The following is a 19,615-nucleotide window of genomic DNA, read 5'->3' on the forward strand; positions in this document are numbered from 1 at the left end:
ATATAATCAAACCTGCATTATATTTTTAACATCATCATGTTCTATCTTTTCTTTTTCAAGCAAAAGCTCTGATAATTTTAAAATTTTATCCTTCATAGAATTTAAAAATTCATCCATTTCTTTTTTTTGTTCATTTAAATTTGGCTCTTCTAACATATCAAAACTCAACATATAATCAAGCAATTCTTTAATCTTTAAAAAATCATCTTGCGAGTTAGTATAACTTTCATTATAAATCAATCTCATAGCTCTAGAACCAGCCAAATAAACTTTTATACGATTGATAAGCTCTGATTTTGATCTTATATTATGCTCATATTCTTTAAAACGATCTTCAATGAGAGTGATTTTTTCAAATCCTATGTCAAAATAATACGCACTCAAAGCTTTTGCAGCCTGATAAGTGGCTTGAATTTTCTTCTCTTCATCATTAAAACTTAAAATCTTTTTCTTGCCTAAAAGAACTTTATTTAATACAGCATAAAAATCACTTTCCTCGACTAAAGCACTATTTCTTCTTAAAGCATTAATTGCTGCTTCATTGACCAAAGTTTCAAGCCCTGCTCCACTAAAACCTACGCTTGCTTTGGCGATTTTATTTAAATTGACATTATTGTTTTTATCTTTCATATAAATTTCTAAAATTTTAAGTCTATCCTTAAAATCAGGCAAAGATAAAAAAATTCTCCTATCAAAACGCCCAGAACGCAATAAAGCAGGATCCATAAGTTCGATTTTATTTGTCGCAGCTATAACTATAACCCCACTATTATCCTCAAAACCATCCATTTGAGTTAAAAGTTGATTTAAAGTGCTATCTCTTTCAACATTTGACATTTCTCCTCTTGCCTTACCTACAGCATCTATTTCATCGATAAAAACTATACTAGGAGCCATCATTTTAGCTTTTGAAAAAAGCTCTCTAACTCTTTTTGCACCCATACCTACATAAATTTCAACAAAACTTGAACCGCTTTGATAAAAAAATGGCACCCCTGCTTCTCCTGCAACTGCTTTTGCTATCAATGTTTTTCCTACACCAGGTGGGCCTACCATTAAAACACCTTTTGGCATTTTTACACCAAATTCTTTATATTTTTTAGGATTTTGTAAAAAATCCACAAGTTCGCTTAGCTCCATTTTAACTTCATCAACACCTGCTACATCATTAAAAGTAATATTTGAAATCACAGGTTTTATATGAGAACTTTCTAAATTTATATTTGAATTTTGAGCTTGAGTGTGATTTTGATTCTTATTTGATATTGGATATTTAGCTAACTCTTTTTTACGAGCAAAATAGCCAAGACTTATAAAAAGTGCGATAATAAAAACAAGTAAAATAAAAAACACCCAAAGCGTGTTATCTTTTTTAACCTCTACAGGAACTTTTGCTAAAAGTGTTTTTATATCTATGCCATCTTTTATAATTACGTAATTTTCACCTTCCGCCTTAAGCCAAATTTCGTCTTTATCAATCACAGCTTTTTGGATTAAATTTTGACTTAACAGACTTTGATAAAGATTTTCATCTATATATTTAGGTTCATTTTTAAAATATAAAATTCCCAAAAGCATACATAAAACCATAAAAGATGCTAAAATTATCTTTTTATTTTTCATTATCTAGCCTTTTAAATTTGCAAAGTTAGACTTTTCTTGCGCTTCATATTGAGATATAAAGATCCATTCTTTAGCTATATCTTTATCACTTTTAATTTTGATCTTGTTAAAAAACTGATCATACCCCTCAAAAAAACCATCTTTTTGATTTTCCACCAAAACTTCAAGCGGAACTTGATTTTTTTTTCTAAATTCATAATTATTTTTTTCTACTATGGATTTTAAAATGTTTAATCTTTCTTTAGCTAAAGTTCCATTTATCACATCTTTCATGGTAGCAGAATGCGTGTTGTTTCTAGGACTAAAAATAAAAGCATGAATATGAGTGAGTGGAAATTCTTTAAATTTTTTCAAAGCTTCTTGCCACACTTCTTCACTCTCGCCTGGATGAGCTACTATAAAATCCGTCCCTAAAGCATATCCTTTGCTTGCTATAGTATTAAAAAGCTTTAAATCATTATCCGTATGCGATCTTCTTCGCATTATGCGAAGCATTTTTTCACTTGTATGTTGCAAAGCAATATGCAAATGCCTTTCAAGCCAAGTCTCATCTAAAATTTCTAAAAAACTTTCATCAATTTGTGCGGGTTCTAAACTACCTAACCTTATGCGTTTTATACCTGAAATTTGTCCCATTTTTTGCAAAAGCTTGCCTAAACTTGTGCCATTTTTAAGCCCATATGAACCTATATTAGTCCCTGTTAAAACAATTTCACTATAGCCATTAGCCCCCAAAATTTCAACTTGTTTTAAAAGAGCTTTTTCATCTACACTTCTTGATTTACCCCGCACGCTAGGGATAATACAATAAGAACAAGCAAAATCACAACCTTCTTGAATTTTCACAAAAGCTTTGGTATGATTTTCATACTCACAAACTATATCTTTATCAATAAAATTTAAATTTCCAAGTTCATAAAAACTTGTCTTTGCTCCTAAAAATTCATTGATTTTATCTTTATTTGACGCTCCAAGCACTCCAAAAACTTGTTTTTTATCTAAAAGCTCCTTACCTTTGCTTACAGCACCACAACCTGTAAGTATAACTTTAATGCCTTTTTTTTGCATGGTATTTACATAAGACTTTATCCCGCTATCAGCTCCATTTGTAACCGTGCAAGAATTTACAACGATAATTTGTGCTTTATTCTCATCATTTATAATCTCATAATCTTTTACATAACTTTTTAAAAGCTCTGTATCATAAATATTTGTGCGACACCCAAAGGTTTTAAAAAAAACTTTTTCTTTCAATCTTTATTCCTTGCATGAAAATGCATATTTTCATGATGTTGTTCAAAATGATTTTGATTTAAATTTCCTAAATATAAATTTTGCGATGGATAAGCAATTTTTATATCTTTATGCTTATTAAATTCTTTTATAATCTCTTTACTAATCGTACTTCTTAATACTAAAGCCGCATAAGCATTGGTCATATACCATGCAGAAATTCGCATTCCCCAATGTTCAAAAAACATAAAAAACCTTGGCTCCACTTTAGGATTTTTAATACTATATTCATGTTGTAAACGAGCTATATTTTTTCTAGCAAGCTCAGTATAACCTTTGGCATGACGTGTCACAATATTTTCCACAATTTCTTGTGCCTTATCAAGATTGCTATCAAAAGTAACACTTATATCAATGCCATCAAGCACGGTTTTCATACCATGATGAGTATAATTAGCAAGCAAATTTGTAAAAACATAGTTATTAGGAATAAATATAATACGCCCACTACGACGATTTTTATTATAAGTTTCAAGCGTAAGCTCTTCATAAAGAGTAATGCGTAAAAAAGAAATATCTATAATATCTCCTATATAGGTAGTATCATTTTGAAAAACTTTTACACGATCCCCTACTCTAAAACTTCCGCCAAAAATAATCACACACCATCCAAGCATAGACATAAACATATCTTTCATAGCAATAGCTAAGCCTGCAGAAGCAAAACCAAGTATAGTTACAAGATAAGTAATATTTTCTATATAAGCAAAGAGCAAAATAAGAAAAATAATATTTATATTAATAAAATTAATAATCTTCGTAGCAGTATAATATCTTTCACTATCTTTAATATATTTTTTAGCAATAAATTTCAACATAAAAGCTATAGCTATAACAATAACAATAGCAACAAGTATATTTACAGCCCTTAAGCTTTGAACTTTAATCTCAGCACTTACTCGAGAAAGCTCTTCATCAATTTTTTTCTCATAAACAGAATAAGAAACACTAGCAAAATTTAAAGCTTGCTCAAATTCTTCCAACTTTTTATCCGAAGCTTTTAAAGCTTCTATATTCTCAACACTTGGTTTAAGCCCAACTAATTCCTTAAGTTCTGAGTTTTTTTCCCTGATTTTATCTACTAAATTTTTAAAATCATTAAATTTAAATATATACTCTTCCTTTTCTCCTTTTAATTTCTTAATATGAGAAAAAGCTCCTATAATAGCCAAAGGATTAGTAAGCTTAGATAAAGTTTCTATATTATCAGGGGCACTAAGACTTTGTGCAAAATTTAAATCTTTATATTCTTTAAGCAAGCTCAATTGCTCTTCTAAATTTGCTATCTTGCGTTTAAGTTCTTCTTGTTGGTGAATATCGGAAGTCTTTTTTAAATTAAGATTTAAAATGATTAATTCATCATTTATATCTTGATATTTTATAAAATTTTCATAACGTATATTCCAAATACTAGCACTGATTACAGTATTTAAAGTATTAATTTTCTCATTTATATTATTAATAATAGTCCGATTTACATCACCAAAAGCAAAAACAACAAAAAAGGTTAAAATAATAATTTTTTTCATTGGAATTCTCTTAAAGTTGCAATTATATCTTCTTTAGAAATATCACCTTTTATCAAACCCTTACCCAAAGGGCCAGCAAGAACAAAATTGATTTTTTTATTAGAGCTTTTTTTATCCATGAAAAAAGCTTCATAAAATTCATCTACATTGTTGATTTTATATGATATTGGCAAACCGAATTTAAGTAAAATATCTTTTATTTTTTGACTTTGCATTTTATCCAAAAATCCTAAATTTAAAGCCAATTGATTTGCCATAACCATACCTATAGCCACCGCTTCTCCGTGTAAATAAAGCTTATAATCTGTAAAATTTTCTATAACATGAGCAAAAGTATGACCATAATTTAAAAGCATTCTAAGCCCTGATTCTTTTTCATCTTGTTCAACAACCCTTGATTTAAGTTCTATGCTTCTTGCTATAATTTGAGTAAAAATTTCATTCTCACAAGTAGCATTTAAGAAACTTTTTTCATCAATTTTTTCTATAAAATCAAGTATACTATCATCAAACATTGCTGCCATTTTAATAAATTCAGCCATGCCTGCAGCAAGTTCTCTAGAGCTCAAAGTCTTTAAAAAAGAACTCTCACAATATACAGCTTTAGGTTGATAAAAAGTGCCAATAAGATTTTTACCAAAATTATTATTAACACCTGTTTTTCCACCTACTGCTGCATCAACACAAGCTAAAAGTGTAGTAGGAATATTTATAAAATCAATGCCTCTTTGATAAATACTAGCAGCAAATCCGCCCATATCACTAATCACGCCACCACCAAAACTTATAAGCACGCTTTTTCTATCCAATTTAGAATTAAACATTTGGTTTAAAATTTCTTCCATGGTGCTTAAATTTTTATATTCTTCACCATCTTTTACAGCGGCAATAAAAATTTCTCTTGCCTTAATTTTAGAAAGTAATGTTTTCAAATGAAGACCTGAAATCTTAGGATTTGAAAGTATAAAAACCTTACTATCAAATTCTAATTCTTCAAGTTCATCAATATAAACCTTATAAGCATTTTCTTTTAACTTAACTTCTACTTGCATTGAACTACTCTTTTTGCGTTTATTCTATCACATTTAATTAATTATTTATTCTACCGGTATGAAAAGTTGGTAATTTTGTCTCATTTTATAATAATGCCTATTTAAATTTGTACTTAAATTTCTGCCAAAATCTCTATTTAGTAATTCTTTTTGAAAACTCACAAATTGTAACAAATCTTCGCGATATTGCAAATTTAAAAGAGGGTTTTCATCATTTTTATTAATAATTTGTATATTTTTATCATAAAGCTTAGATAAACTTCTAAAATACTCCTCCATATCTGTAGTATTTTGAGAATTTGGATTATAATAATATAAAATAACTCCAAAATCAAGCTGTTTACTTAAATCAGTAATGACATTTGCATTGTTTTCAAGTTCACTCTCATCAGCACTTAAAATAATCGCTTCTTTAAGTTCATCAAAAGAAGCTTCACCCACTTTCATAATAGGAATTTTTAAATCAAAAAAAGCTTGTTTTTCTTTCTCAAAATTTTTTATATCGGTTACAACTAATCCTACATCATTATTTTGCAACCATGTGGAAATTTGTTTAAAATCCGTGTTGAAATAATCAAAAAACACACCTTCTTTATCCTCAGAAAGTTTTTTTAATTTTTCATACATTACCCCTAATTTAGGATTGATAACATGTATAAAAAATCTTTTTGCATTGCTTTTTTGAGTTAATTTTAAAGTAGTATCAAGCACTCTTTCTTGCATATTTTGATTCATATTTTTCATATCAATTAAAGCAAAAACATTACTTCCAAAAGGCATAGGAAATTGCCCTGCTTTGCCTCTTATATTATGAAAAATACTTTGTAAAACAACAGGATCTCCAACGATCAAAATGCTATCATTTGGCTCTAAAACAAAAGATGGTTTTACAAAATAAATCTTAGAATTTCTATAAATAAGGACTATGCGCCACCTTTTTTGTTGTATTGAACTTATGTGCCTATAAGCAAAAATAGACCCTGCTGGAATTTTTACTTCCATAATCTCTCCAACCCCAAGTCCTATATACTGAGCTGTTAAAGCAATATCTGGTAAAAAATCCATAAATCTACGGCTTAAAGTCATTCTAGCATCAGCTAAATTTGCATGAGTATCATTAACACTTAACCCCCAAAAATCCATTATTTCTATTTCTAAATTTGGATTTAAAGAACGCAAAGCCTCATAACTTTTTTTAGTTTCAAATTCATCTTGCATATAAATAAAAGCCTGTTTAAAATCTTTACTCATAATATTTTCAAGACGCGCTGTGCTTGTAGGATCAAAATAATGCAAGTCAATATACTCACTAGAAATATTTAAGTTATTTTTTTCACTATTTTGACACACTACTGTAAAAAAGTAACCTAAGCCTTTTTCAAAACAAAGCCTTTCTAAGAAATGCTTTGCTAAAATACCGTCTATTATAATTAAAATATTATTCATTTTAAACTCCAAAAAGGAAATTATAACAAATGGAATTTAAATTAAAGCATAAAGATGGAATGGCAAGGGTTTGTGAAATCACTACCGCACACAGCACTTTTTTAACCCCTGTTTTTATGCCTGTTGGCACAGTAGGAGCGGTTAAAAGTCTTGATGCCAATGATATGAAAAATGAGCTTGATGCAAAAATTATTTTAGCAAATACCTATCACATGTACTTGCGTCCAACTTCCAAAGTGGTAAAAGATTTTGGAGGTTTGCATGGTTTTACGAAATTTGATAGAAGTTTTTTAACCGATAGTGGTGGTTTTCAGGCTTTTTCTTTAAGTAAAAATTCTAAACATTTTAATGAAGGTATAGAATTTAAAAGTCACATCGATGGGAGTCGTCATCTTTTTACTCCAAAAAGTGTTTTAGATACTCAATATGATTTTAATTCTGATATTATGATGATTTTAGATGATTTAGTAGCCCTACCCGCAACCAAAGAAAGGGTTAAAATTTCTGTTGATCGCACTATACTTTGGGCAAAAGAGGCTATTACTTATCATAAAAGTATGCAAAATAAAGGTATAGGTATAGGGCAAAATATTTTTGGTATTATCCAAGGTGGTACAGATTACAAAGAAAGAAAGCGTTGTGCTTTAAGTTTAAACGAAATGCCATTTGATGGTTTAGCTATAGGTGGGCTTAGCGTGGGCGAAGAAAACGCCTTGATGTACGAAACAGTCCAAAACTTAAACCCTTATCTAGATGAAAATCGTCCAAGATATTTAATGGGCGTAGGAACTCCTGAAGATTTAGTAGAAAATGTTGAGCGAGGGGTAGATATGTTTGACTGCGTGATGCCAACTAGAAATGCAAGAAATGGAACATTTTTCACAAGTTTTGGAAAATTTAATATCAAAAAAGCAGAATTTATCAACGATCATGAAGCCATAGATCCTGCTTGCTCATGTTATACTTGTTGTAATTTTTCAAGGGGTTATTTAAACCATCTTTTCAAAGCTAAAGAACTTACTTTTTTTCGTTTGGCAAGTTTGCACAATCTACATTATTATCTTGAACTTGCAAGAAAGATGCGTGAAGCAATTTTGAATAATTCTTTTACGCAATTTAAAAGAAATTTTTATCACTTAAGAGGCAAATAAAATGCTAGAACTACACGAAAATCTAAAAAAAATCCTACAAGCAAAGAATTTAGAAACTTTCTATAGTGAAATTTATGGACAAAAAATTTTTGTTTATGTGGGATTAAATTTGGAAACTTGGCTTTTTAACGATGAAAAAATTTATAAACTTCAAGATGAAGAATTTAAGCTTTCTAGTATAGAAGAATTTTCAAATTTTATTAAATCCATTTTAGAAGATTTTAAAGTACAAAATACTCATTTTCAAAACCTTTTAGAACACAAAGAAGGTATTATCTTAAAAGGTGGTTTTGTTAAAAATTTTTACAAAAAATCCTTTGTGTTAAGACAAAAAATCAACAAAAATCTAAAGCAAATTAATCTTCTAAGCGAAGCTTTTAATCTTTTGCTTAGCGAACAAGCACAATACAAAAAACATTTAAAAATTCTAAATTTATCCATCAGCATCTTAAGTAAAAACACCAAAGAACATCTAGTAAGAGTTGATACTCTTTATACATTAACAAGTGCAATTAAAAATGAAAAAATGAATAAAAGTATTTATCTTTTAAGTATACTTTCTTCTATTTTCTTGCCTTTAAATTTGATCGTAGGATTTTTTGGAATGAATACTAATAATCTTTTTTTCAAAGATAGCCCTTATGGCACACTTTATATTTTTTCTTTGATTTGCTGTATTTTGATTGTAGGTTTTATATTTTATCATTCAAAAAAGACTAAAGAATTTGATTTAGATGAAGGTAAAAAAGCTAAAAAACAAACAAAATAAGCAAAATTTTGCTTATTTTAAGAATATTTATATATAATTTTAACTTATTTTTGCGCTCATAGCTCAGCTGGATAGAGCATTTGATTGCGGTTCAAAAGGCCAGAGGTTCGAATCCTCTTGAGCGCACCATATTATTTATCTTCTTTAATTTTTCTTTTAGCCAATCCCATATGCTCATAAGCATCAATTTCTTTTTTGTAAGATCCAGAAATTTTCTTAAGTTCTTTATTTAAGTAACTTACTGTTTGTGCACTTGCATTAATATTTGCAGCCAAAGCAGAAACAAATTCTAGTTTCTTTTTTGTTGCTTCATCTAATTCTTTAGAAGTTTTTGAACCAAGTTTATGTGTCTGCACATAAAGTTTAGCAAGTTCTTTTAATTCAATATCTGTTAGTTTAACATCGGAAGCAGCAATTATCATTTTATCTAAGTCTGTATCAAATTTTTTAGTCTTTTCAGCTACATGCTGCTTTTGGCTAGTTTTTTGCTTTTTAATTGTTTTTTTGCCATCACTTGTAATAAGATAAGCAATCATGCCTAAAAACAATAAAAGCGCTAAAGCAGCACAAAAAATAACCAAAAAAATATGGCTCATTTACAGTTTGCCTACAAAATTTCGCTTCCTTCTTGCAAAAAGAGCTAAAACCACCATCAATGCAAATCCCCAATAAACATAATTAGGAATTTGAGCCGCTTCGCCTGCAGCGTAAGAATGAAGTCCTGTTAAAAAGTAATTTACTCCAAAATAAGTCATAATAATAACCCAATAAGCAAACATACTCCATAAAGCAAACACAAATTGATTACAATATTTTGGAATCATTCTAAGATGCAAAATTGCTGCATAAACCAAAATGCTAACTAAAGCCCAAGTTTCCTTAGAATCCCAACTCCAATATCTCCCCCAACTTTCATTTGCCCAAATTGCACCTAAAAAATTTCCTACAGTAAGCAAACAAAGTCCAAAAATCATTGCCATTTCATTAATTCTTGTAGCCTCTGTAATATTTCTCAAAATATTAAGATTATATTTTCCATCTTTCTTAAGAAAACACATTAAGAACAGTGTAAAGATACCAAGTAAGGCACAAAGTCCTAAAAATCCATAACTAGCAGTAATAACAGATACATGAATACTAAGCCAATAAGAATTGAGCACAGGAACAAGATTTGTAATTTGCGGATTCATTTCGCTTAAATGTGCAACCATTAATACAACACCGGATAAAATAGAAGTTAATGACAAGGCTATAGGACTTTTTCTAGAGAAAAATATACCCGACAAAGACAATGCCCAAGCTATATACACCATACTTTCATAGCCATTACTCCATGGAGCATGACCTGATAAATAAGCACGAAGTCCAAGACCTACTGTATGAATTACAAAAGCTAAAACATTTAAAACATATACCACTTTAAATATAAAAGAGATTTTTAAATTCGGTACGACCATTTTAGAAAAAACAAGAATCAAAAGTAAAAAACCCGCAATTAAATATACAGGAGCGAGTTTAACGAAAATTTCAGCCTTATTAGAAAAAATTTCCATTTCAACCTTGGTTTTACTAGGCATGACTTTATATCCTATTTTTTCTTGATATTCTTTGATAAATTTCAAGCCTTCATCAGCTCTAGTCCAATTACCATCTTTAAAAGCATTTTCCACGGCACTAAAATAATTCTGTATTAAAGCCAAAACAATATGCCCTTCATCCCCCTTAAGAGTAGTTACAGCAGAAAAAGGTGCAAGCCAAACATTATTTGGATTATTTTGAACAGGAATAAATTTAAATAATTCACCACTAAAAACTAAATTTACAACATTAGCTCTTTCATCTAGTTTTATAATTTCCTTATCAAAAACTCCTCTTGCATTTGGGTTTTTACGATTTGCATTTTCAACATATTTTTGAAGTTTATATCGGTTATTCTCATCAAAGAAATCTTTATAAGAAATATATTTAGTGCTAGGAATTTCTAAAATATTTGCAATAGCATCACGAACTGCTTGATTTTGTGGCATTAAAATAAAAGGTTCCATTTGCCATTTATCTACATCAACGAGCATGGAAAGCATAACAGCGTTAGAATTTTGACCCTTATAGCTATCACTTTGATGAATTTTTTCTAAAATTTCTCTTGATAGCGTATCAAAAGGCACCATTCTTCCATCTGCTGATTTTTGAACTATTAAAGTAGCAAGAGCTTTAGCATGATTAGTATTTACCACAGGTAAGGTCAAATTTAAATCTTGAGCAAAAGTCTTTTCAGAACCAAAAGATAGCAATAAAATAAAAATAATCACACTTGCATGTTTTAAAGTGTCTTTATTAATTAATCTTGCCAAAGTTCTAAATCTAGAATGTGGATTTAAAAAATTCATAAACATTCCAAGACAAAGCAAAAAATAACCTATATAAGTTGGTATTTTACCTGGATCTTTATTTACAGATAAAACAGTCCCTTTTTCATCTTGATCATAAGAACTTTGATAAAATCTATAGCCATCATAATCTAAAACATTATTCATAAAAATTCTATAATCAAAATTTTCATTATTATTTTTTACGGTAATTTCACTTGCATAAGAAGCTGGAGACATAGAACCTGGATAACGATCTAATACAAAATCTCTCAAATAAATATCAAAAGGCAATTGTTCATAAGAAAGCGCCCAAGAAATAAAGAATTTTTGACCCGCAAGTTCTATCATAATAGGTTTATTATATTCAAAAATATAAAATTCTTTACTTTCATTTTTATAGCTTAATTCTAATTTTAAAGCATTAGAGCCAGTTAATTCTAAGTTTTTATTCTCATTACTTAAGGCAAAATCTTTAAAATGCAATAATAAAGAATTTTTCCAATTTTGAGGCTCGCCAAAAGTAGAAATCAACATAGTTCTACCCACTTCTAACCAAGCAGATTTAAACCATAACCAAAAACTTTCATCTTGAGGTCTATTGGAACCTTCTAAAGCTTCTTGCGCATGCAAAGAAGCAGCTTTAACTACAAAACTAATATCATTAATTTCATAAAGCCTTCTTTCCTTAGCATTTGCCTTTTCTCCAATTTTAAGGTCTAAATTTTGTCCATCTAGCATACTTAGAAAATGTAAGTTTTCACTTGAACTTAAAGTTAAATTTTCGTCAATTTTTACAAAAGGTGCTTTAACATTATCATTCATAAAAGCAAAGTTAACCCCTTCTATATTCTTAACTTCACCTTTTTCAAATTTAACATCAACACCTTGAGATCCTTTTTGAGAAAGCATTAAAACCAATAAAGGATTAGAATTATTATTTTCTTTATAAGCATAATGAGCATTTAAGATTAAATCTTTATATTTTAATACAGCTTGATCATCACCTAAATTAAGTTTTAGTTTAAAAGAATTAGCAAAAGGCAAATTTCCTATATAACGATCATTAACCGCACTATAGCGTTCTCCATCTTTTATAGCAGAAATGCGCAAAGAAGTCTTAGAACTTTCTATAAGTGAATTTTGAGTATGCTCTCTAATAGGTAAAATACCTTCAAAACCAGCATATCTTGTCATTGCAGAACCCACTAAAATAAATAAAAAAGAAATATGAAAAATCATTAAAGGCAATTTTTTAAGCCCAAACATTTTATAACGAAACATCCCGCATAGTAAATTAATACCAAGTAAAAGTTGTATATATTCAAACCAAAAAGTATCATAAACCATTGCCCAAGCCGTAGGAGTTCCATAAGCACTTTCAATAAAAGTTGCCAAAGCACAAAAAAGCGCAAAAAGCAAAAACAATACAACCGAAACTCTTAAATCCCCTATGCTTTTTATTATATTTTTCATTCTTTTTCCTTTAAATTTTAAAGCCCTAAATATTTCTTTCTAATCTCATCATCACCTATTAAATTTTTAGCCTCGTTTTCCATTACAATGCGACCATTTTCCAAAACATAAGCATAATCACTTATTTTTAATGCAGAATAAGCATTTTGCTCTACCAAAAGAATAGTTATACCCTCTTCTTTTAAACGCACAATAATATCAAAAACTTCACCCACAATCTTTGGAGCAAGCCCCAAAGAAGGCTCATCCAACATCAAAAGTTTTGGCTCACTCATTAAAGCCCTTGAAATCGCAAGCATTTGCGCTTCCCCTCCACTCAATGTTCCAGCTAAAGCATGCTTTTTACTTGCAAGTCTTGGAAAAAGTTTATACATTTGCTCTCTTAAATGCTCATAATTTTCAGCATTATTAAAAGCACCTATTTTTAAATTTTCCTCTACGCTTAAATTAATAAAAACACGTCTTCCTTCAGGAACTAAAGCTATACCTTTTTGAACTAAAGTATGAGTTAAATGTCTTTTAGTATCATAACCTAAGAAATTAACCTCACCAGTTCTTTTAACTGAGTTTAAAAGCGCATTTAAAGTTGAAGTTTTACCTGCTCCATTTGAACCTATAAGAGAAACAATATGACCTGTTTCCACTTTAAAATCAATCCCTTTAACAGCTTCAATTAATCCATAATAAACATGCAAATCTTTAACTATTAGCATCAAAATCCCCTAAATACGCAGCAATTACTTCTTTATGATTTACAGCATCGCAAAGTTTACCTTCAAAAATTGTTTTTCCATAATCAAGTACCAATACGCGATCACACAATTTATTTACAAATTTCATATCATGTTCTATAAGCAAAACGCTAATTTTATAATCTTTTCGTAATTTAAAAATGAGCTCAGCAAGTTCATCGCTCTCAGAGCTATTCATCCCAGCGGCTGGCTCATCAAGCAATAATAATCTTGGCTGAGTAGCCATTGCTCTTGCAATCTCAACTTTTCTTTGTTGTCCATAACTTAAGCTAGTAGCCTTTTCATAGGCAAATTCTGCAATACCAAGTTCTTCTAATATTGCATAAGCCTTCTCTTTAAATACTTGTTCTATTTTTCCAAAACGCCCTAAATGCAAAAAGGCTTCAAAAATATTATATTTCATTTGTTTATTAAAACCAATAAGAACATTTTCAAGCACATTCATGCTTGAAAAAAGCCTAATATTTTGAAATGTTCTAGCTATTCCTAAATGCACAATCTTATGAGGTTTTAAGTGGTCAATTCTTTCTCCTAGAAATTCAACCGAACCTGAACTAGGTTTATAGTTACCTGTTATAATATTAAAAAGAGTTGTTTTGCCAGCCCCATTAGGTCCAATTAAAGCAAAAATTTCACCCTCATTGATTTTAAAAGAAGTTTCATTAATAGCTTTAACACTACCAAAACTTTTTGAAATTTGTTTTAATTCCAAAATCATTTTTCACTCCTTTTAAAACGCTTTTTAATCCCTCTAATCACATCACTCAACTCATAATAACCCATTATGCCTTTTCTTGCAAAAAGCATTACTAAAATCAGAACAATAGAAAAAACAACCATTCTAAGCCCTGGCGTTGATTGGATATCAAGATTTAAAGAATCTATTTTTATATTTAACTCATCTAAAAATCTAAGCCACTCACTTCCACCAATAACTAATATCGCACCTATAATAGCACCTGTAGTAGAACCAAGTCCGCCTAAAACAATAATAATCAAAAGCTGAAAAGTAAGTAAAAAATCAAATTGAGTTGGAGATACGGTAGTCAACAGACAAGCCAAAAGTCCCCCACCTACACCTTCTAAAAATGCTGAAGTGCTAAAAGCTAAAGTTTTTATCCAAAAAGTATTTATTCCCATAGCACTTGCAGCATCTTCATCATCTCTTATAGCCTTCATTGCACGACCATATTTAGAATAAACTATATTTAAAATTAAAATAACCGCTACAATAGCAATACCACCTGTCCAATAAATCGTGGAAAATTGTGGAATATCTACCAGTCCTCTTGAGCCATTAGTAATAGAAGGAAAATTAATAGCAGCTATTTTAATAATTATTCCAAAGCCTAAAGTTACAATAGCCAAATAATCCCCTCTCACGCGAAATACAGCAAAAGCCAAAATCAGGGCAAGTAAAGATGAACAAATTCCAGCTACAATTAAAGCTAGAATAAAGGAATTTGAATGGATGGCTAAAATAAAAGAACTAGGACCATCTAAAAAAAACTGATCATTTTTCGCATCAGCATTTAAAAGAACTAAAGCAGCCGCATAAGCTCCAATTGCAACAAATCCATTGGGTTCTAGTGAAAATTGTCCAGTTACACCATTAATAAGGTTGTAACTCACAGCCAAAATAATAAAAATAGCAATTTGATTAACAATGTTTAATCCATAGTCCCCAAAAATATAAGGAGAAACGAAAATAAAAACAATTGAAGCAATTAAAAAGATTAAATGTGAAACCTTAATTCTAACCATCATCAAAACCTACTCTTTTCAAAATTTATACCTAAAATTCCCGTAGGTCTAAATAACAATATAAACACCAAAAAAATAAAAGCAAATGCATCTTTAAAGCCTGATAAATCTGGAAAAAAAGCCACAACAACAACTTCAGTAAATCCTATAATAAGTCCACCCAAAACTGCACCTACTACAGAACCTATACCTCCTAAAACTGCAGCAGCAAAAGCTTTCAAACCTATTAAAGTTCCCATAGTAGGTTCAACAGAGTAATAATTTGCAGCCCAAAAAACACCCCCAACTGCTGCCAAAGCTGAACCTAGGGCAAAAACTATAGCAATAATACGATTTGCATCTATACCCATTAAATTTACTGTTTGTATATCAAATGCCAAAGCACGAATAGCTATACCATACTTGCTTTTATACAAAATCCATAACACTGCTATTAAAATAACAAATGTAAGAGCAGGAACCATTAAAGAACCATAAGTTGTTATCACTCCGCCAAAATTAACACTTTCCTCAAAATAACTTGGCGGTGTAAAAGTTCTAGGTGTTGAAGTAAAAAGCATATTAAAAAGATTTTGCAAGAAAAAACTAATACCAATTGCTGTAATCAACAATGAAATTCTAGGAGCCTGTCTTAAAGGTTTATAAGCGATTCTATCTGTAGCTATTCCAACACAGGCAGCAAAAATCATTGCCAAAGACAAAGCTCCTAGAAAAGGAACATTTAGATTAGTCATGCAAAAAAGAGCTGCATAAGCACCAACCATCATAATATCGCCGTGAGCAAAATTAATAAGTCTTAACACGCCATAAACCATAGTATAGCCAACAGCAATAAGGGCATACATACTGCCCAAACTAAGTCCATTAACAAGTTGTTGTAAAAATAAAGTAGAATCCATAATCTTTCTATTTTTCCTTTAAGGATTGATAATATCTTTATAATTTTGCTTTTGATTTTTAATTTCTTTAACCACTACAGAACGAGTTGCATTTCCTGTTTGATCAATACTGATAACACCAGAAACACCTTGATAATTTTTAGTTTGGTGAATTTTTTCATTGACACACTTACTAGTAAGATTTTCAACGCAAGCATTCATAGCATTTAACATTACAAAATACGCATCAGCCCCCATAGCTGAAAAATTTGGAACTTCTTTTGTTCCTTTAGCTTTTTCATAAACACTGATAAATTCTTTGCTTAATTTTGTAGTTGGATTATTAGCATCAAAACTATCTGTGAAAATATAACCCTCGCTTGCATCTCCAGCTAAACTAATAAAAGTTTGATCAGCAACTCCATCTGCAGAACCCATAGGAATATTTAAACCTGCGAGTTTTGATTGTCTTGCAAATAAAGAAGCTTCACTATAATAAAGCGGTAAAAAAATAAATTCTGGATTTAAACTTTTAACTTGAGCTACAATAGCTCTAAAATCTTTATCACCTGAATTAACTCTTAAAATTCTAAGAATTTGACCGCCATTAGACTTGTACTGTTTTTCAAAAGCTTTTGCTAAACCTAAGGAATAGTCAGTGCTTTGATCTACTACAATAACAGCACTTTTGTAATTAAGTTTTGAAAAAACATATTTTGCTAAAGATGAACCTTGAAAACTGTCCATAAAACATACTCGAGAAGAATATATTTTTTTATCAAGCAATCTATCACCAGTTGCAGCAGGAGCGATCAATGGAATTTTATTATCTTCTGCTACGCGCATAACTTGCAATGTATTAGCAGTAACCATTTCCCCTATAAGACCTATAACTTTATCTTGAGAAACTAAACGATTTGCTCCACTCGAAGATTCTAATTTATCACCTTTAGTATCAATAATAGCAAGAGAAACCTTATCTCCATTACTTAAAGTTGATTGCATTGAATTTGCAAGTTTAATCCCTTCTAGTGCACTTTGTCCATATGCTGCAGTAGCTCCGCTAAGTGGTAAAACAACTCCTATTTTGACTTCCGCAGCACTTAAACTTAAACTTAGAATACTTGCTAAAATTAAACTTTTTTTCATTCTCTACCTTTATTTTAGTAATTATGGATTTATAATTGTTTTATAATTTTGTTTTTGATTTTGAATTTCTTTAATCACAACAGAACGAATGGCATTACCGCTTTCATCTATGCTAATCACACCACCAACAGCTTGAAAATCTTTAGTTTGATGAATTTTACTATTAATACATTCGCTGCTAAGATTATCAACGCAAGCATTCATAGCATTCAACATTACAAAATACGCATCAGCCCCCATAGCCGAAAATGCTGGAAGTTCTTTTGTTCCTTTAACTTTCTCATAAGCTGCAACAAAATCTTTTCCTAATTGTGTAGATGGATTGTTATAATCAAAACTATCAGTGAAAATTACTCCATTGACAGCACTTCCACCAAGATCTATAAAAGTTTGATTATTAACACCATCTCCTGCTGCTAAAAGTTTATCAAAACCAATTTGTCTTGCTTGTCTCGCAATTAAAGCAGCTTCAGGATGATAAATAGGCATATAAACAAAATCAGGATTTAAACTCTTAAGTTGCGAAACCACAGCTCTAAAATCTTTATCTCCTGAATTAATAACAAGTTTTTTTATAATTTTCCCACCATTATTCTTAAAAGAATTTTCAAAAGCTCTTGCCAAACCTAAAGAATAAACATTGCTTTGATCTATGATGATAACAGCATTTTTAAGTCCTAAATCCTTAGATACATAAGTGGCAAATTTATCTCCTTGAAAATTGTCTTTAAAACAAACTCTACTTGCATATTTCTTTTTATCTAGCAATTTATCTCCAGATGCCACTGGAGCTATTAGAGGAATTTTTTTCTCTTCTGCTATAGAAATAGCTTGAATGGTATTTGGAGTTGTAGCTTCTCCAATAATCCCAAGGACTTTATCTGTTGCTATTAAACGATTAACTCCGTTTGAAGTTTCAAGCTTATCTCCTTTTGTATCTATTGTGATAAGTTTAATAACATCTCCATTTGAAAGTTTTGGCTGTAGCTTATTAGCCAGTTCAATTCCGTTAAAAACATCTTGCCCATAAGCTGCCACAGTTCCAGTTAAAGGTAAAACTACTCCTATATTAATATCCTTAGCATATAAGCAATTTACCATAGTTAAAACACTTAAAGTTAAAGTTAGTTTTTTCATAGCATTCCTTTTAATTATAGTTTTTACATTTTATTTTAGAAATATATTATGTTTTGTTTTTTGCGCAGGTTCTTCTTCAAGAAGATCTTTTACTTGCAAATCAAGCGCAAAATTTCCACCTTTAATATAAGCAATAATATTATCTATATCCTCGTGGCTTAAATTTCTAGCATAAAAAGCCATTTGAGAAGCTGTTGTAGAACTACTACTATCAAGAGTATAACCTATCAAAGCTCCTTTAATATCCTCAGGAGACATATCTTTTAAAATTCTAGATCCTATAACACTCTTTTCAGCATTATCTCCATGGCAAGTATTGCATTTATTTTGAAAATACAAAGCCTTCGCTTTTTCCATATCATATTGCTTATTTGCATCAAAGGTATAAGTAAAAAATGATTTCAAATTAATACCAAAAAGCGCAACAACAAATATTGAACTAATAAACAACCATCGTATAATCATGATTTTCCTTATTTTATTGTAATTTCCGTTTGTGTTTTATTTTGATATCTATGTGTTTTTTTGTTGTATTTTTTTTCTTTTTTAATATCATAGCGATAACGAACAGTCCCTGAAACTTCTATATCTTTAAAGACTTCATCTAAAGGAGCTGCAAAAACAAAATGATTTAAAATCATACCAATTAAAAATATTTTTTTCATTTTTATTCTTTAAACACAAAAAACGATTATATCAAAAAAAGATAATCCTTGTTAATGACCACCTTTATGTAAAAAATAAAGTCCTACACAAAGAGCTAAAATCGATCCAGCAAGAAAAGCCATATCCACAGGAGTAGCAAATTTCATCTGCAAAACCCTTTGAAAGAAATTTACCACTAAGACCATAATGATAACTTTTGCAAGCTTGTCTTTTAATTGATCTAAGCTATGCACCTCTAAAACCTTGCTTTGTTTTGTTTGTTTAAATTCTTCTATTTCGCTGATAAAAAGCTCATAAACTCCAAAAGAAAAAATAAACAAAACTAAAGCCATAAGATAAAGATCAACAGCTCCTATAATTAAAGCCACCACATCCTCATGCAAATCCACATTAGAACCTGCATCAAAAAAATAATTATAAGTATAAAATATAACTTTTAAAACATCATAACTTGCAATAAAAAACAATACAAAAGCTCCAATTAAACCAAAAATTACGGGTAAAATTGTAACAATACGACTTCTAACAAGTAAAGATTCAAATATTTTCTCTAACATTTTTTTC

At 29.9% G+C, this 19,615-nt stretch carries 18 protein-coding genes and 1 tRNA gene; 3 read left to right on the forward strand and 16 right to left on the reverse strand.

What is annotated here, in order from left to right; all coding sequences use genetic code 11:
- Positions 1-6: 6 nt before the first annotated feature.
- The 5 genes from SR63_RS04755 to SR63_RS04775 are packed head-to-tail and all read right to left on the reverse strand — an operon-like array spanning position 7 to position 6,943.
- Positions 7-1,623: an AAA family ATPase gene (locus tag SR63_RS04755; protein WP_002866045.1), complete on the reverse strand. Its 1,617-nt coding sequence runs from the start codon at positions 1,621-1,623 to the stop codon at positions 7-9.
- A gap of 3 nt (positions 1,624-1,626) precedes the next feature.
- Complete coding sequence (gene mtaB, locus SR63_RS04760; protein ID WP_002866046.1) at positions 1,627-2,877, reverse strand: tRNA (N(6)-L-threonylcarbamoyladenosine(37)-C(2))-methylthiotransferase MtaB; 1,251 nt, start codon at positions 2,875-2,877, stop codon at positions 1,627-1,629.
- A complete protein-coding gene (locus tag SR63_RS04765; protein WP_002866047.1) occupies positions 2,874-4,445 on the reverse strand; it encodes a mechanosensitive ion channel family protein in 1,572 nt (523 codons plus the stop codon). Before SR63_RS04765 ends, mtaB begins: the two co-directional genes overlap by 4 nt.
- Complete coding sequence (aroB, locus tag SR63_RS04770; RefSeq protein ID WP_002866048.1) at positions 4,442-5,497, reverse strand: 3-dehydroquinate synthase; 1,056 nt, start codon at positions 5,495-5,497, stop codon at positions 4,442-4,444. The genes SR63_RS04765 and aroB overlap by 4 nt, the downstream gene beginning before the upstream one ends.
- Positions 5,498-5,542: 45 nt before the next feature.
- The gene (locus SR63_RS04775; RefSeq protein WP_002866049.1) at positions 5,543-6,943 is read right to left on the reverse strand and encodes a COG3400 family protein; all 1,401 of its coding nucleotides are present in this window, start codon (positions 6,941-6,943) and stop codon (positions 5,543-5,545) included.
- 29 nt (positions 6,944-6,972) lie between these two features.
- Here SR63_RS04775 and tgt point away from each other — a divergent pair, with 29 nt between their 5' ends.
- The 3 genes from tgt (at position 6,973) to SR63_RS04790 (ending at position 8,992) form a co-directional block, all read left to right on the forward strand.
- The gene (gene tgt, locus SR63_RS04780) at positions 6,973-8,094 is read left to right on the forward strand and encodes a tRNA guanosine(34) transglycosylase Tgt (RefSeq protein WP_002866050.1); all 1,122 of its coding nucleotides are present in this window, start codon (positions 6,973-6,975) and stop codon (positions 8,092-8,094) included.
- Between the two features lies 1 nt (position 8,095).
- Positions 8,096-8,863, forward strand: a complete 768-nt coding sequence (locus tag SR63_RS04785; RefSeq protein ID WP_002866051.1) for a magnesium transporter CorA family protein — start codon at positions 8,096-8,098, stop codon at positions 8,861-8,863.
- 52 nt (positions 8,864-8,915) lie between these two features.
- A tRNA-Arg gene (locus tag SR63_RS04790) sits at positions 8,916-8,992 on the forward strand.
- A 2-nt stretch (positions 8,993-8,994) separates the two neighbouring features.
- Here SR63_RS04790 and SR63_RS04795 read toward each other — a convergent pair.
- Genes SR63_RS04795 through SR63_RS04845 form a run of 11 tightly spaced genes read right to left on the reverse strand, consistent with a single transcriptional unit; the run spans position 8,995 to position 19,608 of the window.
- A complete protein-coding gene (locus tag SR63_RS04795; protein WP_072238654.1) occupies positions 8,995-9,444 on the reverse strand; it encodes a hypothetical protein in 450 nt (149 codons plus the stop codon).
- A gap of 15 nt (positions 9,445-9,459) precedes the next feature.
- Positions 9,460-12,705 carry a cytochrome c biogenesis protein gene (gene ccsA, locus SR63_RS04800; RefSeq protein ID WP_147498386.1) on the reverse strand — a complete coding sequence of 1,082 codons (3,246 nt, stop codon included), beginning with the start codon at positions 12,703-12,705 and terminating at the stop codon, positions 9,460-9,462.
- Between the two features lie 17 nt (positions 12,706-12,722).
- Positions 12,723-13,418 carry an ABC transporter ATP-binding protein gene (locus SR63_RS04805; protein ID WP_002852965.1) on the reverse strand — a complete coding sequence of 232 codons (696 nt, stop codon included), beginning with the start codon at positions 13,416-13,418 and terminating at the stop codon, positions 12,723-12,725.
- Positions 13,405-14,175, reverse strand: coding sequence for an ABC transporter ATP-binding protein (locus SR63_RS04810; RefSeq protein ID WP_002853599.1), 771 nt, complete (start codon positions 14,173-14,175; stop codon positions 13,405-13,407). The genes SR63_RS04805 and SR63_RS04810 overlap by 14 nt, the downstream gene beginning before the upstream one ends.
- Positions 14,172-15,224, reverse strand: coding sequence for a branched-chain amino acid ABC transporter permease (locus tag SR63_RS04815; protein WP_147498387.1), 1,053 nt, complete (start codon positions 15,222-15,224; stop codon positions 14,172-14,174). The genes SR63_RS04810 and SR63_RS04815 overlap by 4 nt, the downstream gene beginning before the upstream one ends.
- Positions 15,224-16,120 carry a branched-chain amino acid ABC transporter permease gene (locus SR63_RS04820; protein ID WP_002852952.1) on the reverse strand — a complete coding sequence of 299 codons (897 nt, stop codon included), beginning with the start codon at positions 16,118-16,120 and terminating at the stop codon, positions 15,224-15,226. Before SR63_RS04820 ends, SR63_RS04815 begins: the two co-directional genes overlap by 1 nt.
- 18 nt (positions 16,121-16,138) lie before the next feature.
- A complete protein-coding gene (locus tag SR63_RS04825; protein WP_002853905.1) occupies positions 16,139-17,248 on the reverse strand; it encodes an ABC transporter substrate-binding protein in 1,110 nt (369 codons plus the stop codon).
- Positions 17,249-17,269: 21 nt separating this feature from the next.
- Complete coding sequence (locus SR63_RS04830; RefSeq protein WP_002866056.1) at positions 17,270-18,385, reverse strand: ABC transporter substrate-binding protein; 1,116 nt, start codon at positions 18,383-18,385, stop codon at positions 17,270-17,272.
- A gap of 30 nt (positions 18,386-18,415) precedes the next feature.
- Entirely contained in the window at positions 18,416-18,850 is a 435-nt protein-coding gene (locus tag SR63_RS04835) for a c-type cytochrome (protein WP_002853959.1), read from the reverse strand.
- A gap of 8 nt (positions 18,851-18,858) precedes the next feature.
- A complete protein-coding gene (locus tag SR63_RS04840; RefSeq protein ID WP_002853004.1) occupies positions 18,859-19,050 on the reverse strand; it encodes a mini-MOMP protein in 192 nt (63 codons plus the stop codon).
- A 51-nt stretch (positions 19,051-19,101) separates the two neighbouring features.
- Positions 19,102-19,608 carry a YqhA family protein gene (locus SR63_RS04845; RefSeq protein ID WP_002852919.1) on the reverse strand — a complete coding sequence of 169 codons (507 nt, stop codon included), beginning with the start codon at positions 19,606-19,608 and terminating at the stop codon, positions 19,102-19,104.
- Positions 19,609-19,615: the final 7 nt, after the last annotated feature.

The organism is Campylobacter sp. 2014D-0259 (assembly GCF_008000505.1).
Lineage (GTDB): Bacteria > Campylobacterota > Campylobacteria > Campylobacterales > Campylobacteraceae > Campylobacter_D > Campylobacter_D jejuni.

Excerpts from the sequence above, each read along its gene's own strand:
- SR63_RS04755 (WP_002866045.1), bottom strand. The coding sequence starts at position 1,623 with ATGAAAAATAAAAAGATAATTTTAGCATCTTTTATGGTTTTATGTATG.
- SR63_RS04765 (WP_002866047.1), bottom strand. The coding sequence starts at position 4,445 with ATGAAAAAAATTATTATTTTAACCTTTTTTGTTGTTTTTGCTTTTGGT.
- aroB (WP_002866048.1), bottom strand. The coding sequence starts at position 5,497 with ATGCAAGTAGAAGTTAAGTTAAAAGAAAATGCTTATAAGGTTTATATT.
- SR63_RS04775 (WP_002866049.1), bottom strand. The coding sequence starts at position 6,943 with ATGAATAATATTTTAATTATAATAGACGGTATTTTAGCAAAGCATTTC.
- tgt (WP_002866050.1), top strand. The coding sequence starts at position 6,973 with ATGGAATTTAAATTAAAGCATAAAGATGGAATGGCAAGGGTTTGTGAA.
- SR63_RS04785 (WP_002866051.1), top strand. The coding sequence starts at position 8,096 with ATGCTAGAACTACACGAAAATCTAAAAAAAATCCTACAAGCAAAGAAT.
- ccsA (WP_147498386.1), bottom strand. The coding sequence starts at position 12,705 with ATGAAAAATATAATAAAAAGCATAGGGGATTTAAGAGTTTCGGTTGTA.
- SR63_RS04805 (WP_002852965.1), bottom strand. The coding sequence starts at position 13,418 with ATGCTAATAGTTAAAGATTTGCATGTTTATTATGGATTAATTGAAGCT.
- SR63_RS04810 (WP_002853599.1), bottom strand. The coding sequence starts at position 14,175 with ATGATTTTGGAATTAAAACAAATTTCAAAAAGTTTTGGTAGTGTTAAA.
- SR63_RS04815 (WP_147498387.1), bottom strand. The coding sequence starts at position 15,224 with ATGATGGTTAGAATTAAGGTTTCACATTTAATCTTTTTAATTGCTTCA.
- SR63_RS04820 (WP_002852952.1), bottom strand. The coding sequence starts at position 16,120 with ATGGATTCTACTTTATTTTTACAACAACTTGTTAATGGACTTAGTTTG.
- SR63_RS04825 (WP_002853905.1), bottom strand. The coding sequence starts at position 17,248 with ATGAAAAAAAGTTTAATTTTAGCAAGTATTCTAAGTTTAAGTTTAAGT.
- SR63_RS04830 (WP_002866056.1), bottom strand. The coding sequence starts at position 18,385 with ATGAAAAAACTAACTTTAACTTTAAGTGTTTTAACTATGGTAAATTGC.
- SR63_RS04835 (WP_002853959.1), bottom strand. The coding sequence starts at position 18,850 with ATGATTATACGATGGTTGTTTATTAGTTCAATATTTGTTGTTGCGCTT.
- SR63_RS04840 (WP_002853004.1), bottom strand. The coding sequence starts at position 19,050 with ATGAAAAAAATATTTTTAATTGGTATGATTTTAAATCATTTTGTTTTT.
- SR63_RS04845 (WP_002852919.1), bottom strand. The coding sequence starts at position 19,608 with ATGTTAGAGAAAATATTTGAATCTTTACTTGTTAGAAGTCGTATTGTT.